This window comes from Candidatus Riesia pediculicola (genome assembly GCF_002073915.1).
GTDB classification, from domain to species: domain Bacteria; phylum Pseudomonadota; class Gammaproteobacteria; order Enterobacterales; family Enterobacteriaceae; genus Riesia; species Riesia pediculicola.
This window is the reverse complement of the sequence record NZ_CP012841.1, coordinates 269,086-284,853: the sequence shown is the minus strand read 5'-3', so window position 1 is coordinate 284,853 and position 15,768 is coordinate 269,086. Positions and strand designations below refer to the sequence as shown.

14 protein-coding genes, 2 tRNA genes and 1 pseudogene are annotated in these 15,768 nt (G+C 28.9%); 13 read left to right on the top strand and 4 right to left on the bottom strand.

Annotation, left to right across the window (positions count from 1 at the left end):
- Positions 1–33 precede the first annotated feature (33 nt).
- The gene (gene sohB / locus AOE55_RS01320) at positions 34–1,014 is read left to right on the top strand and encodes a protease SohB (RefSeq protein WP_013087659.1); all 981 of its coding nucleotides are present in this window, start codon (positions 34–36) and stop codon (positions 1,012–1,014) included.
- A 186-nt stretch (positions 1,015–1,200) separates the two neighbouring features.
- Here the strand turns inward: sohB and ribA are convergent, their stop codons facing one another.
- From ribA to AOE55_RS01295, 4 genes are all read right to left on the bottom strand, one after another.
- The gene (gene ribA / locus AOE55_RS01315; protein WP_013087602.1) at positions 1,201–1,785 is read right to left on the bottom strand and encodes a GTP cyclohydrolase II; all 585 of its coding nucleotides are present in this window, start codon (positions 1,783–1,785) and stop codon (positions 1,201–1,203) included.
- 519 nt (positions 1,786–2,304) lie between these two features.
- Positions 2,305–2,952 (bottom strand): endonuclease III domain-containing protein, encoded by a 648-nt coding sequence (locus AOE55_RS01305; RefSeq protein WP_013087493.1) that lies wholly within the window; start codon positions 2,950–2,952, stop codon positions 2,305–2,307.
- Positions 2,953–3,296: 344 nt separating this feature from the next.
- The gene (ppa, locus tag AOE55_RS01300) at positions 3,297–3,839 is read right to left on the bottom strand and encodes an inorganic diphosphatase (RefSeq protein WP_013087534.1); all 543 of its coding nucleotides are present in this window, start codon (positions 3,837–3,839) and stop codon (positions 3,297–3,299) included.
- Between the two features lie 972 nt (positions 3,840–4,811).
- Positions 4,812–5,768 (bottom strand): polyprenyl synthetase family protein, encoded by a 957-nt coding sequence (locus AOE55_RS01295; RefSeq protein ID WP_013087717.1) that lies wholly within the window; start codon positions 5,766–5,768, stop codon positions 4,812–4,814.
- A gap of 187 nt (positions 5,769–5,955) precedes the next feature.
- On the opposite strand from AOE55_RS01295, the gene rplU reads away from it, so the two are divergent.
- The 12 genes and pseudogenes from rplU to nusA form a co-directional block, all read left to right on the top strand.
- Positions 5,956–6,267, top strand: coding sequence for a 50S ribosomal protein L21 (gene rplU / locus AOE55_RS01290; protein WP_013087783.1), 312 nt, complete (start codon positions 5,956–5,958; stop codon positions 6,265–6,267).
- Between the two features lie 15 nt (positions 6,268–6,282).
- Complete coding sequence (gene rpmA, locus AOE55_RS01285) at positions 6,283–6,558, top strand: 50S ribosomal protein L27 (protein ID WP_013087750.1); 276 nt, start codon at positions 6,283–6,285, stop codon at positions 6,556–6,558.
- A gap of 33 nt (positions 6,559–6,591) precedes the next feature.
- Complete coding sequence (cgtA, locus tag AOE55_RS01280) at positions 6,592–7,605, top strand: Obg family GTPase CgtA (RefSeq protein ID WP_013087801.1); 1,014 nt, start codon at positions 6,592–6,594, stop codon at positions 7,603–7,605.
- Positions 7,606–8,062: 457 nt separating this feature from the next.
- Entirely contained in the window at positions 8,063–8,551 is a 489-nt protein-coding gene (gene greA, locus AOE55_RS01275; protein ID WP_013087487.1) for a transcription elongation factor GreA, read from the top strand.
- Between the two features lie 348 nt (positions 8,552–8,899).
- Positions 8,900–9,451 carry an RlmE family RNA methyltransferase gene (locus AOE55_RS01270; RefSeq protein ID WP_080611700.1) on the top strand — a complete coding sequence of 184 codons (552 nt, stop codon included), beginning with the start codon at positions 8,900–8,902 and terminating at the stop codon, positions 9,449–9,451.
- Positions 9,452–9,491: 40 nt separating this feature from the next.
- The gene (gene ftsH / locus AOE55_RS01265) at positions 9,492–11,318 is read left to right on the top strand and encodes an ATP-dependent zinc metalloprotease FtsH (RefSeq protein ID WP_080611698.1); all 1,827 of its coding nucleotides are present in this window, start codon (positions 9,492–9,494) and stop codon (positions 11,316–11,318) included.
- A 60-nt stretch (positions 11,319–11,378) separates the two neighbouring features.
- Positions 11,379–12,200, top strand: coding sequence for a dihydropteroate synthase (folP, locus tag AOE55_RS01260; protein WP_013087701.1), 822 nt, complete (start codon positions 11,379–11,381; stop codon positions 12,198–12,200).
- Between the two features lie 19 nt (positions 12,201–12,219).
- Positions 12,220–13,572, top strand: a complete 1,353-nt coding sequence (gene glmM / locus AOE55_RS01255) for a phosphoglucosamine mutase (protein ID WP_013087661.1) — start codon at positions 12,220–12,222, stop codon at positions 13,570–13,572.
- Positions 13,573–13,701: 129 nt separating this feature from the next.
- Positions 13,702–14,052, top strand: coding sequence for a preprotein translocase subunit SecG (gene secG / locus AOE55_RS01250; RefSeq protein WP_013087755.1), 351 nt, complete (start codon positions 13,702–13,704; stop codon positions 14,050–14,052).
- Between the two features lie 28 nt (positions 14,053–14,080).
- Positions 14,081–14,166, top strand: a tRNA-Leu gene (locus tag AOE55_RS01245).
- 36 nt (positions 14,167–14,202) lie between these two features.
- Positions 14,203–14,276 (top strand) — tRNA-Met (locus tag AOE55_RS01240).
- Between the two features lie 293 nt (positions 14,277–14,569).
- Positions 14,570–15,637 (top strand): annotated as a pseudogene (nusA, locus tag AOE55_RS01235) (transcription termination factor NusA); the annotation flags it as partial.
- Positions 15,638–15,768: the final 131 nt, after the last annotated feature.

Genomic DNA, 15,768 nt, shown 5'->3' with positions numbered 1-15,768 from the left:
AATCATCAAATAATGATACGAAAGAGGTACAATATGGAATTTTTTCTATCTTATGGATTATTTTTATCAAAAATTATTACAGTTTTTGTCGGAATAGTTCTATTAATTCCAATCATTTTATCTATCGGAAATAAAAAGAAAAACAGAAAGGACAATTACAAATTTGTAAATTTAACTAAAAAATATCTTTCGATAAAGAAAGATATGATGCGAACTAAAATGAGTTCGGAAGAATATAAAAGTTGGATAAAGTATGAGAGAAAAAAAGAAAAAATCAATAGAAAGATTTCCAAAAAAGAAAAAAGAAGAAAGTCTTGCTTATTCTTAATACATTTTAAGGGCTCCTTGGATGCAGAAGAAGTGAACTCTTTGAGAGAAGAAATTACAGCAATTCTTTCTGTTGCTGACAAAAATGATGAAGTACTATTAATTTTAGAGAGTTCAGGAGGAACAGTAAATGGATATGGATTAGCTGCAGCTCAACTAATGAGATTAAAAGAAAAAAAAATCAAGCTAACTGTATCTATCGATAGAGTGGCTGCAAGTGGAGGATATATGATGGCTTGTACAGCAAATCATATAATAGCTGCACCCCTTTCGATTGTTGGTTCTATCGGGGTAGTCGGACAAATACCTAATTTTCATCGATTTTTAAAAAAACAAGATATTGACGTAGAACTGCATACTGCTGGAGAATATAAGAGAACTCTAACTCTTTTAGGAGAGAATACAGAATCTGGAAGAAAAAAATTTATTCAAGATCTTAATAATACACATCTACTCTTCAAAGCATTTGTTCAAAAAAACAGACCAAATTTAAATATTGATCTAGTCTCTAATGGAGAATATTGGTATGGTATTCAGGCGAAAGAAAATGGATTGATAGATGAAATAGGAACGAGTGATGGATACATTTTAAAAAATATAAAAGAGAAAGAGGTAATCAAAATTAAATATATTATAAACCAAGGAATATTTAAAAAATTTATGAAAATTATTTCCGTGTTTCTTTAATTTTTTTCAGGAAGCAAAGAAATTAATTCTCGAATAGAAAAAAAAGATTAAATCAAAAATTTCAAAAAATACTTAAAAAAATGAAATATCAACCTTTATTTGATCATTTAATGTGAAAAATAATGTTGAGTCTTCTAAATAGATTTGGCTAAAAGCCTAATTTATTTATTTAACTTTCTCAATCAATCATAGAAGATGACCTAATTTCTTCACTTTAGTTCGTAAATAACGATAATTTTTCGAGTTTTTTCCCACTACTATTGGAACTCTTTCAGTTACCTCTATTCCAAAATACTGCATCATCTTAACTTTTTCAGGATTATTTGTAATTAATCTAATCTTTTTAATAGATAATAAACGATACATATCTGCACAAATCCGAAAATCTCGTTCGTCTGATTTGAAACCTAATTTCAAATTTGCTTCCACTGTATCAAATCCAACATCTTGAAGAGAATATGCGCGAATCTTATTTAAAAGTCCAATGTTTCTTCCTTCTTGTCGATGATACAAAAGAACACCTCTCCCTTCTTTAACAATTTTTTTTAGAGAAGATTTTAATTGAACACCACAATCACATCTTAAACTCAGAAAAACATCTCCGGTTAAACATTCGGAATGAATTCTAGATAAGGTAGGTTGTTCTTCTGAAATTCTTCCGTATATAAGCGCTATATGATTGTTTCTATTCACAACCTCTTCAAATCCAACTAGAGTAAATTCTCCAAATTTTGTAGGTAATTTAGTTTTCGAAACAAGTTTTAAACGCATAATTTTTATTAGATCGAGATTGTAATTAAAAACGTTCATTGAAAAACTATTTATTAAATAATAGAGAGACAATGAAAACTTTTTAAGATATTGAATTCGATTCTTCCAAAAAAAATAATTTTTTCGAAAATATTAATTTTTCCTAGAAAGAAAACTGTTCTGAATGGACTTTTATTTGATATTAAAAATACAGATCAACAAATTTCTCAATCAGAGAACAAGTATACAATAAAAAAATCATTTTGGAAAAATTTCGGTAAAAAACAGTTTCCTTATTCTTAAAATGATTTATCTCTTCAATGTATGTACTACCAAAGAATCATTTTTTCAATATTCAAGAACCAACTATCATCTCCTTTCTGTAAATAAGAACTTAACCTTTCGTATTTATCGAACTTGGCAAAATATATAGTCAATTTTTACTCATCCAAAATTCAAATTAGTTTACTAAAATTTTTGTAAAGTACATAAAATTATCTTCTTTTAAAAAATAATGAAAGAGAAAATAAATGGAAAGAACTAACTATTTATTGTCATATTTTTATTTTTATATTCACACAAGTCTGAAATAAAACAACACAAGCAAGAAGGATTTTTATAAGTACAAATAACTTTCCCATGTAAAAAAAATAAGTAATGAAATCTTCTTCTAAATCTTATAGGAACAATACTCAGCAAATACTTTTCTAACTTAAGGTAGCTATTAGAAATTGCAAAACCAGTTCTATTACATACTCTAAAAACATGAGTATCAACTGCAATTGTTGAATAACCGAAACCAATGTTTAATACTACGTTAGAAACTTTTCTTCCAACTCCCGGAAGACATTCTAAAGATTTTCTGGTGTTTGGAACGTTTCCTTTGTATTTTTGAATTAAAATTTGACAGATATTCAATATATTTTTCGATTTTACTCTAGATAATCCTATTTTTTCTATGATTTTTTTAATTTTTTTAGATCCTAAAAAAATCATTTTATTTGCATTATTAGCAGTTCTATACAAGTCTTCGGTTACTAAATTAACCAAACTGTTTCTTGATCTAGTAGATAAGACTGTAGAAATTAACAATTCAAAATTAGAATTTACACAAAGATCAGTATTTGAAGAATACGTATCCCTTCTTCTAAAACGATTTAAAATTTCCATTCTTATCTTATGATTCATAAAGGTTACAAATTTATTATTTTATTCATAGAGAGTTATCGATCTATTAAAGATTTCTTTAAGATACATATATTGGTTTACCAAGCATTTCAAAAAGATGTTCTGCAAGATCGAACTCTTATATGAAAGGCAAACAATCTTCTTATTATTTTTTTATAAAGTTATCCTTACTTCTTTTTAATATTAATTTGATCATAAGTTCTTCGCGAAGAATAAATTAACCTTCTAATCGAAGATCTGAGAAAAATATTATATAAAACACTTCTAAACTTTACTTTTACAAAATCCTATAATCATTTTCCAGAAAACTTCAATAAAAATATAAAAAGTAGATTTTAAGATTTTCAAAAATTTCTTTTGCACTCCCTTCTTGAAACTGCTTTAGAAATTTCATCACATGCGGATGAGAAATTTCCTAATCCTTCAACAGAAGTCCACCTTTTTTCTTCTAAATCTTTATAATGTTGAAAAAAATAGATTATTCTTTTTCGAATGTGTTCTGAAAGATCACTCACATCTTTTATTTTATCATAGTTTGTAGTTAAAGAACGATGTGGAACAGAGATAATTTTAGTATCTACTCCAGACTCATCTCGCATCTTTAAAGTTCCAATTGGTCTACATCTAATAACTGATCCTGAACGCACTGGATGAGGGGTTAAAACTAATACGTCAATTGGATCTCCATCTTCTCCAATAGTTTGATTAATATACCCATAATTGCAAGGATAGCTCATTAAAGAGGGAATAAATCTGTCCACAAAAAAAGCTCCTAACTTTTTATCAATTTCATATTTTACTATCTTAGATCCTGAAGAAATTTCTATAATAGAAAAAAAATCATACGGTAATTTTTTTCCAGATGGAATATTTGAAAAGCTGTTCATTGAATCTCCTTGTTGACCATCTCAAATATTTTTTTTAAATGCACGTATCGTTAATTTGATACATTCTTATTGAACAAAATAATAAATTAACTATCTTCAAGAAATCATTATATCAAAAAATTTTTCTCAAATTGAATAAAAATAGAGTTAAAAGGGTTGAAACCTATCACTTTTCGTTTTTCAATTAAAAATTTTATTAAATATATCTCTTTAAATTTGAATTTCAAAAACATCACAAAATGACATAAGAAATCTTTCAAATACAATAGTCAATACTTGATGTATCGAAATTGTATGGACTTTCTCTTCATTCATAATGAATCAAAAAAATCTATCTCCTGTAAAAACCGAAAACGAAAGATTTTTTATAGAGATATAACTGAATGAATTTTTTTCAGCAAAATTTCAGAGGTAGGTATTCATCGAAAAGATTTTTCGTAAATGTAAAGTATTTTTTATGTAGATTTCATTTGATATATTTTCTATATCATCAATTCAATCAAATTACTTTTCATTTTTTGGAGGTTCTTGTAAAATACGTTACGAAGCGAACATGTTACGTATCTTCTATTTTTTTTAAATCAATTGATCGGAAGAATTCGTAAGAATTATAGAAATCTTCAAAAAATCTTTTAATTTTTTCTAGAAACATCATCCTAAAAAATCATTTAAAAGAGTGATAATTTTTCGATTCTTAAAAAAATAAAAATCTCACGTCATTTACTATCTTAAAAAAATTAAAGAATGAAAATTATTAAGAAATAAATCTTGATGAACTGATAACTCTTAAAAAACAAAAAAGTCGACCATCACCAAACTTTCAGACAAAACTCCTAAAATTTCTTTATAAGATACGATTATTAAAAGAATCAACTAAGTTAAGTGCGTATTTCTTTTATATTCTAATTTGAAAATTTCAAAAACATTTTATCCAAAAAGAAGATGAAACATCTACTTTATGAAACATATCTTTTAGTCAATTATTGATGTAGTTAACTTTATTAATGCCGTTTTGTAAGAAGAACATTTAAAATGATCTAAAGATTGAATTGCAATCTTAATTTCTGATTCAGCTATCTTTCTAGAATATTCCAAAGATCCATATCGTTTCATCAAAAATGAAATTCTTCTTAATATGCTTCTTCCTTTGCCTTCCTGAATAACTTTTTTTATTTCCATAGATTCTTTCTTAGAAACTTTTTGCATAACATGAATTAAAGGTAATGTGAAATTGCCATCATTTAAATCATTTCCTTTACTTATGAAATTATTCGAACAATTCTGATAATCCTTAATATCATTGATTAACTGAAATGCATTTCCAAAATGCCTCCCGTAATTTTTCAATGCTATCTTTTTATCTGAATCCACATTACATATAAAAGTAAGAATATAAGCAGCTGTTTCAAAAAGACTGGAAGTTTTTTGATATATTATTTTCATATACGTTTCTTGAGAGATTTCCAAAGTACGATTAGAGAGTTGTAATATTTCTCCTTCAATTATCATATGTACAGTTTTACTAATTAGATTTAAAACTTTTTTCGAATTTAATCCAACTATCATCTTTAAGGATTTTGCATATACGAAATCTCCCACTAAAACACTAATTTCATTTCCAAAAACTATACTAGACTTTTTTCTCCCACGACGTATTATGGAAGAATCGATGATATCATCATGTAAAAGAGTTGCAATATGAATAAACTCAATTAAGGAAGCTGCAATTATGTCTTTTTTTCCTCGATAACCTAGTATTTTGCTGAATAATAAAGTAATTATCGGTCGAATTTTTTTTCCAGAATTTTGATTAAAATACTTTATGAACCGATTAACTAATTGTACATCTGAGCGAAGTTGATCAAAAATTATTTTATTAACAGAAGATATTTCCTTCTTGATTAATTTAAAGATAAATTTTAGGTTCATTCCTTATCTTTTCTTGTTAAAGTAAAATTTCTGGAAAATATACAAAAAATTATTATAATTCAATTAAATATTTGTTCTTTATTTTATAAATTTTCTTTTTTCATTCTAAATTTTAACATCAGAGTTGTCTTATTTTACTTTTAAATTAGAACATCTCACCATATTATTATTGGTGGTTAAACTTCTCATGTATATAATTTTTCAAAAAAATTTCAAACAGTACCTGGTAAAAGTAGGATCTTACCTTAAAGTAGATCGATTGAAGAATAAAATAAATAGTTTGGTTGAGTTCAATCAAATTTTATCTATTTATGATAAAAAAATTATTAAAATAGGAGATCCATTTGTACCTCATGCAAAGGTTATCGTAAAGGTAATCTCTCATCTTCAAGGTAAGAAGATTAAAATTATCAAGTTTAGAAGAAGAAAACATAGCAAAAAAAAACAAGGTCATAGACAAAAGTTTACTTTAATTAAGATAGAAAAAATTTCTTTTTAAAAGAAAGGTATCGATATGGCGCATAAGAGAGCAAGCGGTTCCACTAGAAATGGAAGAGACTCTAAATCGAAAAGATTAGGAGTAAAAAAATTTGGAGGTCAAATTGTATTTCCAGGAAATATCATTATAAGACAGCGAGGAACAAAGTTTCATGCTGGTAAAAATGTCGGCTGTGCAAAAGATCATACATTATTCGCATTGGTTTACGGAAAAGTTAATTTCTTGAAAAGAAAAAAAAGTCAAAAAAAATATATCAATGTAATTTCTCAAACTTTACAAAAAAAACTGTAAAAATCTGTTCTTGAATAATTAAATTTTAAAAACATGAAATTTATTGATGAAATAGAGATATCTGTAATAGCAGGAAACGGAGGTTCCGGTTGTGTTAGTTTTCAAAAAAATAAAACACGGACTCTAAATAGAAAAGTTCCTAACGGAGGAGACGGTGGAAAGGGAGGAGATATATATTTGGTATCGGACAAAGATATGAATGATTTGACATATTATCATTATCATCGAACTATTCGAGCAGAAAATGGAAAAAACGGAAGAAGCTATCTTAGAAAAGGAAAAAAAGGAAAAGATATGATTGAGAAAGTACCAGTGGGAACTAAAGTATTTGATGAGAAAAAAAATATGATTATGGATTTAAAGTTTCATAATCAGTCTATAAAAGTTGCAGTAGGAGGCTCTTTTGGATTAGGAAATCATAGATTTAGGACAAAAAGAAGTGATCGATTTACAGAAGGAAAATATGGAGACAAAAAAAAAATATTTTTAGAACTCAATATGATTGCTGATGTTGGTCTATTAGGAATGCCAAATTCAGGAAAATCTAGCTTAATTCGTCAAATCTCTTCCGCAAAACCAAAAGTTGCAGATTATCCTTTTACAACTTTGTTTCCTCATCTTGGAGTTGTAAGAACAGAAAAAAGGAGTTTTATAGTAGCAGATATTCCTGGACTAATTGATGGAGCTTCTAAAGGAATTGGTTTAGGAATAAGATTCTTAAAACATTTAGAAAGATGTTCTATCTTACTCCATGTAGTTGATATTTCTCAGGAAGATACAAGATCTCCCATTGAGAGAATTAAAACGATTGATTCAGAAATTATTTCATATAAAAAAAGTTTATTTGAAAAAGAAAGGTGGATTGTCTTTAATAAAATTGATCTTCTCGACGAAAAATTTTATAAGAAAACGGTAGATGAAATTGTTCAAAAGATTTCATGGAAAAAAAAATATTACTCCATCTCTGCTATAAAAAAAATTGGACTCAAAAATCTCTGTAGAGATATAGCTGATTATATATCATCTGAAAGAACAATATCTTGCTAAAAATTGAAATAAGTATTAAACCAATATTCAGAATGAACCATTTAGAAAAATTATAGTAAATTTTTTATTTTCTCGTAAAAAAATAAATAATTCTTTGTTTATTATGTTATTCATAAAAAACGAAAGAGTCAGTGACTGATAAAAAACGATTTATCTTATCAAATTGAAATAAAAATATTCATCCTTCCTATTCTTAAGAGAGAGGAATTTTTCTTGTAAAATGTCAAATGTTTTTTGTAACATAAAAAAATCTAAAAACCAAATGGATTCTAAACATATTTTTCAAAAATGCTTTATTAATAAATATAAGCTAAAAAATTATTTTTCTATGTCCAATTGAACAAAGGTTACAATAAAAGCTTTAATTACTTAAGAAATATTTGGAGATTTTCGTAAGAATTCATCAAAAACTGATTAAAAACTATAAATTTCATTTTCTTACAATTGAGGTTCATAAATGAAACGAGTTCCAATGACATTAAATGGAGAAAAAAAATTAAGAAAAGAACTTGAATTTTTGAAAAATGTTAAACGACCCGAAATTATTACATCTCTGATAGAAGCAAGAAAACACGGAGATTTAAAAGAAAACGCAGAGTATCAAGCTGCTAGAGAAGAACAAAGTTTTTATGAAGGAAGGATTAAAGAAATCGAAAGAAAACTGTTGAATGCTCACGTCATAGATGTGACACAATTAAAAGAAAAAAATCACGTAACGTTTGGATCAACTGTTACATTAAAAGATAATATCTCTGAAAAAATATCGATTTATCAAATAGTTGGAGAAGATGAAGCTGATTTCAAAGAAAATCTCATCTCTTTTTGTTCTCCAATTGCTAAAGGAATCATAGGAAAAAAAGAAGGAGACGTTGTAAAGATTAACACTCCTAATGGAAAAGCGATTTATACAATATTAGAAGTTAAATATATTCAATACAATCTTTAAAATTTAAAATAAACTAATCTTAAAAAAAAATGAACTATCAAAAAATAGAATTTTCAGATGAAAGACTGTTAAAAATATCTTTATAAATTTAAATAGTTTTGTTTTCGTTGATTCAGAAAATTTCATATCATTCACCACAACTATTTACTGAAGGATTTTTTCTTGTTTTTTGATTAAAAGATCTAAAAGAATTTCGTCAAAGAGTTCATTTTTATAAAAAAATAGAAAGATCACTCATCTTATTGAGAAAATAACCCAAGAATAAAAAAATGAAAAATAGATCGAAATCTTTTAAATGGATGAGAACAAGAAGTAGAGAATTTTACTTTATTCAAGCAAAAAAAAAAAATTCGTTCTCGTTCATGGTTTAAGTTAAAAGAAATTCAAGAGAAGGACAAGATACTTTCTCCTGGAATGAGAGTAATTGATTTGGGATCGTATCCTGGAGGTTGGTCCCTCTACTCTTCTAAAATAGTTGGTCGATTAGGACACATTATTTCCTGCGATATTAAGCCGATGGATCCGATAAAAAATGTTCATTTTTTTCAAGGAGACGTATTTGATAGAAGCACAATAACTCGACTATCAGACAATTTAAAATTTCCTGCTCACGTTATTCTGTCGGATATGTGTCCTAACATCACTGGAATATCGATAATAGATATTCCAAAATGTTTTCTTTTAACTGAAAAAGTGATAGAAATTTGTAAATTCATGTTAATTCCTGAAGGAAGTTGTATTTTGAAAATGTTTTATGGAAAAAATTTTTCGAATCAATATCAAAAGATTAGGAATATTTTTTCGAGTGTGAAAATTCGAAAACCACATTCTTCCATAAAACAGTCAAATGAGATTTATATCATTGCAAAACGGTTTAAATGCGGTGTATCCAAGATATAAAAATTATTTAGTATAAACGAAAGAGAGAGGTATACTCACTTTGAGCGATATGGCGAAAAATTTGATTCTTTGGATAGTAATAGCAATAGTTCTGATGTCTTTATTTCAAAGTTTTAATCCCAATGAATCGATTGTTCAAAAGATAGATTATTCTACTTTTATGAATGATTTAACAAATGATCGAATTAAAGAAGTAAAAATTTTTGAAAGAGAAATTGATGTTAAGAAAAAAGATAACGGTCGTTATTTAACTTATATTCCACTAAAAGAAGATCCAAAACTTCTAGATACATTATTAGAAAGACACGTCACTATCATCGGAGAACCTCCTCAAGGACAAAGCATTTTGGCAACCCTTTTTATATCTTGGTTTCCAATGTTTCTCTTAATAGGAGTATGGATATTCTTTATGAGACAAATACAAGGAATTGGAGGAAAAGGAGCAATGTCTTTTGGGAAGAGTAAAGCAAAAATGCTTTCCAAAAACGAAATAAAAACCACTTTTGACGATGTGGCTGGATGCGATGAAGCTAAAGAAGAAGTAAAAGAACTGGTTGAATATCTAAGGGAGCCAGATCGATTTAAAAAATTAGGAGGGAAAATCCCAAAGGGAATTTTGATGATTGGACCTCCAGGAACTGGAAAAACCTTATTAGCTAAAGCTATCGCAGGAGAGGCAAGGGTTCCATTTTTCACAATTTCTGGATCCGATTTTGTAGAAATGTTCGTTGGAGTAGGAGCATCCAGAGTACGAGATATGTTTGAGCAAGCTAAGAAGACTTCTCCTTGTATTATTTTCATCGATGAAATCGATGCAGTTGGAAGACAAAGAGGAACTGGATTAGGTGGAGGACACGATGAAAGAGAACAAACTCTAAATCAAATGTTAGTAGAAATGGATGGTTTTGAAGGAAATGAAGGAATTATTGTGATAGCTGCAACTAATAGGCCAGATGTGTTAGATCCTGCTTTACTAAGACCTGGAAGGTTTGATCGACAAGTCGTAGTAGGACTGCCAGATGTAAGAGGAAGAGAGCAAATACTCAAGATTCACATGAAAAAGATACCGATCGACTCTAAAGTAGATGCTTCTATCCTAGCAAGAGGGACTCCAGGATTTTCTGGAGCAGATCTATCGAATTTAGTGAACGAAGCTGCTATATTTGCAGCAAGAACTAATCAATCAGTTGTTAGAATGGAGGATTTTGAAAAAGCAAAAGATAAAATTATGATGGGAAGTGAACATCGATCCATGGTGATGACAGAAGAACAAAGAGAACTCACAGCTTATCATGAAGCAGGACATGCCATAGTTGGAAAAATAGTGCCAGAACAAGATCCAATACATAAGATTACTATTATTCCGAGAGGAAGGTCTTTAGGAACCACCTTTTTTCTTCCAAAAGGAGATCAGATTAGTATAAGTAAACAAAAATTAGAAAGTCAGATTTCTACGTTATATGGAGGAAGACTGGCTGAAGAAATTATTTATGGATCTCAAAAAGTTTCTACAGGATCTTCGAATGATATCAAGACTGCCACAAATTTGGCAAGAAATATGGTAACTCAATGGGGATTCTCAGAAAAATTAGGTCCGCTTTTATATGCTGAAGAAGAAGATGAAATATTTTTAGGTCGATCTGTATTGAAGTCAAATCATATATCTGAAAAAACAGCTAGATCTGTAGATAAGGAAGTAAAAGAAATTATTGATCGTAATTACGAAAGAGCTCGTAATATTTTAAAAGATCGAATAGAAATTCTTCATAGTATGAAGAACGCATTAATGAAGTATGAGACAATTAATGCGGAACAAATAGAAGATATAATGAATCAGAAGTTTGAATCTTCGGAAAATAAGAAATAGATACCTATGAGCCATACGAACATGTTTTTAAAATGAACCATCGACTCATTCTTTATTATTATGCAGATTACATGTAATAAATATAAAATTAATCTCAAATATCCAGTTGTTATGGGTATATTAAATTTGACTCCAGATTCTTTTTACGATGTTAGTAGATGCGGAAACATCGATTCAGCCTTGAAGAAAGTTGACCAAATGATATCTGATGGAGCTTCCATTATAGATATTGGAGGAGAATCCACCCGACCTAATTCCCGAAAGATTGATCAAGAATTAGAATTGGAAAGAATTTTTCCGATAGTAAGATCGATTATTGAACGATTCGATATTCCAATTTCTATTGACTCATCAAAAAATTTGGTGATTCAAGAAATGCTAAAAATTGGTATCAGTATGATTAATAATGTTGAACCCTTCAATAAAAAAATCATATCGTTGATCTTAGATCATCAAGATATACCAATATGTGTTACTTGTAATATTTTTCTACAATCGAATTCGAAAAACAATATCATTTCATCTTTAAATAAATATTTCATCGAAGAAACTGACAAATTAAAACAAGAAGGTATTAAAGAAAAGAGAATTGTTATTGACCCAGGATTTGGGTTTAAAAAAAATACTTCTGAGAATTACCAAATATTATCAAATTTAAATCAATTAGAAAAATTGAGATATCCAATTTTAGTTGGAATTTCTAGAAAATCTATGATAGGAGATTTACTTAAGATCCCGGTTCAAGATAGATTAAATGGTAGTATTGTTTGTGCAACGATTGCTTGTTTAAAAGGGGCTAAAATCATTCGAGCTCATGATGTGAAAGAAACAGCACAAGCTGTTCGAATTGTTAGAGAAATCATAGAAAATAAAAGGGGATGATCTTAGATCGAAAGAAAATATGAGGAAAAATAGTAGATATTTTGGAACGGATGGCATTCGAGGAAAATTTGGAGAATACCCAATTACTCCTAATTTTTTTTTAAAATTAGGATATATAATCGGTAAATTTTTTTTTCAACAAGGGATCGAGGGTATCATATTAGGCAGAGATACAAGAATTTCTGGTCAGATTTTAAAATCATCTATGAAGTCTGGAATTTTGTCTTCTGGATTGTCTTTTTACGACGCTGGACTAATGTCGACTCCAGCCATAGCTTTTTTAACTAAAGTATCTCGGAAAAAAATAGGAGTTTCTATTTCTGGATCTCATAATCAATATTACGATAATGGAATTAAGGTATTTTCAAAAAATGGTATGAAGATTTGCAAGAAAGTGGAATATGAAATAGAAGATAAGATTCGAAATTTTTCAAAAGAAACTATCACTTGTTATGGAAAGTCTAAAAATATTAAAAATGCTGAAAGAAAGTATATCGAATTCTGCAAAGATTTTTCTGAAAGGTTTGATTTAATAGGATTAAAAATTGTTCTAAATTGTTCTAATGGCGCTACATACAAAATAGCTCCATGTATATTCCAAGAATTAGGAGCAAACGTTATTTCAGTTGACTGCAAACCAGACGGAATGAATATTCATCATAAAGATGAGGAAGAAAGTTTATTTGAATTAAAAAAAAAAGTAATTGAAAAAAAAGCTCATTTAGGAATCTTACTCGATGGAGACGGTGACAGAGTTTCCTTAGTCGACCATTTAGGAAACCATATTAATGGAGATCAGATAATTTATATCATTGTGAAAGATTCTATTTCATCCAGAATTAATTCATATAAAGGTGGAGTGATAGGAACAACAATGAGCAATACTGCTTTGGAAAAAGAATTTAAAAAAATTGGCGTTCCATTCATTCGATCAGAAGTTGGAGAAAAAAATGTTTTGGAGAAAATGAAAGAAAACGGTTGGATTTTTGGCGCAGAAAGTTCAGGACATGTGATTTTATTGGATCAATCAACTACAAGTGATGGAATTATTGCTGCTTTAAGAATACTCAAAATTATGATAAAAAATCATACTAATTTATTCAGATTATGCAATGAATTTAGACTTATGCCTCAAATTTTTATGAAAATTAAGTTCAATCAAATAAATAACAAACTTATTTTAAAAAATCTTATGAAAATGGTTCAAAGCATACAAAAAAAAATAAGTAGAGATGGAAGAGTAATTATCAGAGAGTCCGGAACTGAAAAATTAATTAGAATTATGGTAGAAGGAAACCATCAAGAAGATGTTCTGAAAATTGCTCAAGAAATAAAACTTTTTTCAAAAGAAAGATTGAATAACATCTTTTAATTTAAAAAAGATAAGAAAAATAAAATATTTTCTAAAACTCTATTGAATATCTGTTCAAATCAATATAAACTTCTTCGGTATAAAGATACTTGAGGTACATTAATATTAATTCAGAGTTGGTGCTTTTTCGTGTTTTTACTTTTTAGTTTCTTTATAATATCTATGGTTTTAATTTTTTTCATAATTGTTCAGCCTGGAAAAGGAGATACGATAACTAGCTCAAAAAATTATGGGTATTCAAGTACTCTTTTTGGATCTTCCGGATCAGGAAAATTTTTAAATAAAGCGACTTTTATTTTTTCTTTATTTTTCTTTTTATCTGTCTTGATCATGAACAATAAATATTCTCAATTTTCTGAAGAAGAAAATAAAAAATGGGAAGAAATTTCTTTGAGCGAAGAGGGACTTCATGAAATTCAAGAGGGAAATAAATACAGTTCCTTAAAGGAGATACCTGGAAGCTCTGATTTTTCATCGTGATGATATGATCAATTCAAGAGTCGTTATAGCCGAGGTGGTGAAATGGTATACACGCTATCTTGAGGGGGTAGTGCCTCTTAGTTTGGCATACGGGTTCAATTCCCGTCCTCGGTATCATTTTAAACATCGAATGAAAAAGAAAAATATTTTCGCGGGATGGAGCAGACAGGTAGCTCGTCGGGCTCATAACCCGAAGGTCGTTGGTTCAAATCCAACTCCCGCAACCCTAAATTAAATAAAATAATCATGTTGCAAAAAGGAGTCAGTCATATTAGAAGAATTTTCTTATTTATTTCTTCAACTTCGCGTATGGGCTATTTAGCCCTTTTCTTTTTTTTAGATACGACGGATATAAATCGAAAGAATTCTTGTTAAATTAAAATTCTCAAAAAGTTCTTTCATTAAAGAACAATAATCTTTCGGACATGTATTGTTGTTATAACTCGATTATTCTATGTTCTTTTCGATAAAGAATGATTCATATTAACGATTTTCGATAAGGTGATAGGTAGTTTTGATGAATAAAGAAATTCTTACTGTTGTCGAATTAGTATCTAATGAAAAATCGATTCCAAGAGAAAAGATTTTCGAAGCCCTTGAAATTGCGATAGCAACGGCAACGAAAAAGAAATCTGTTCAAAATATTGATGTGCGTGTGAGTATCAATCAAAAAACAGGAGATTTTGACACATTTAGAAGATGGTTAGTTGTAAAGGAAGTGGTCCAACCAACTTTGGAAATCACATTGGAAGCAGCACAGTTCGAAAATCCAAGGGTCGAACTAGGCCATTATTTAGAGTATCGAATAAGATCTATTCAATTCGATCGTATTGCTACCCAAACAGCGAAACAAGTTATCTTTCAAAAAGTAAGAGAGGCTGAAAGAGATATCGTCGTACAACAATTTAGCGAAAGAAGTGGAGAAATGCTTTCCGGAATTGTCAAAAAAGTTAATAAAGATAGCACAATATTTGATATTGGACAAAATATCGAAGCGATAGTCTCTAAAGAGGACATGTTGCCACGTGAGAACTTTAGAATTAATGATCGAATCAAGGGAGTTTTATACGATATTCGTCAGGATTCTAGAGGTCGTCCTCAACTGATAGTGAGTAGAACGAGTAAAAGAATGTTAATCGAGTTATTTCGATTAGAAGTTCCGGAAATTTATGAAGGAATTGTAGAAATTAAAATTATTGTTAGAGATCCGGGAACACGTTCAAAAATGGCTGTCATTACTAATGATAAAAGGATAGATCCTGTAGGTGCCTGTGTCGGAATGAGAGGATCTCGAGTTCAATCTATTTCCAACGAATTATGTGGAGAAAGAATTGACGTCATATTATGGAATGAAAATTTAGCTCGATTTACGATTAATGCAATGGCTCCGGCAGAAGTTTCTTCGATTATAGTAGATGAGAAAAAGCACAGTGTCGATATAGCTGTTGAAGAAAGAAATTTAGCTCAAGCTATTGGAAGAAATGGACAGAACGTTAGATTAGCTTCTCAACTATTGAAAGAACATCGAAAAGATGATAGATGGGAGCTAAACATTATGACGGAAAAAGAGATGCTGCTTAAGAACAATCAGAATAAGGAGGAAAAAAAAGTATTTTTAGAAAATATTGAAGGAAATTTAAGTATTTCTCCAAAAGAGATTCTTTCTTCTGGTAGAAGGAGAGCGATTTGAAGACTGTAATATGTATTGAAAGAAAT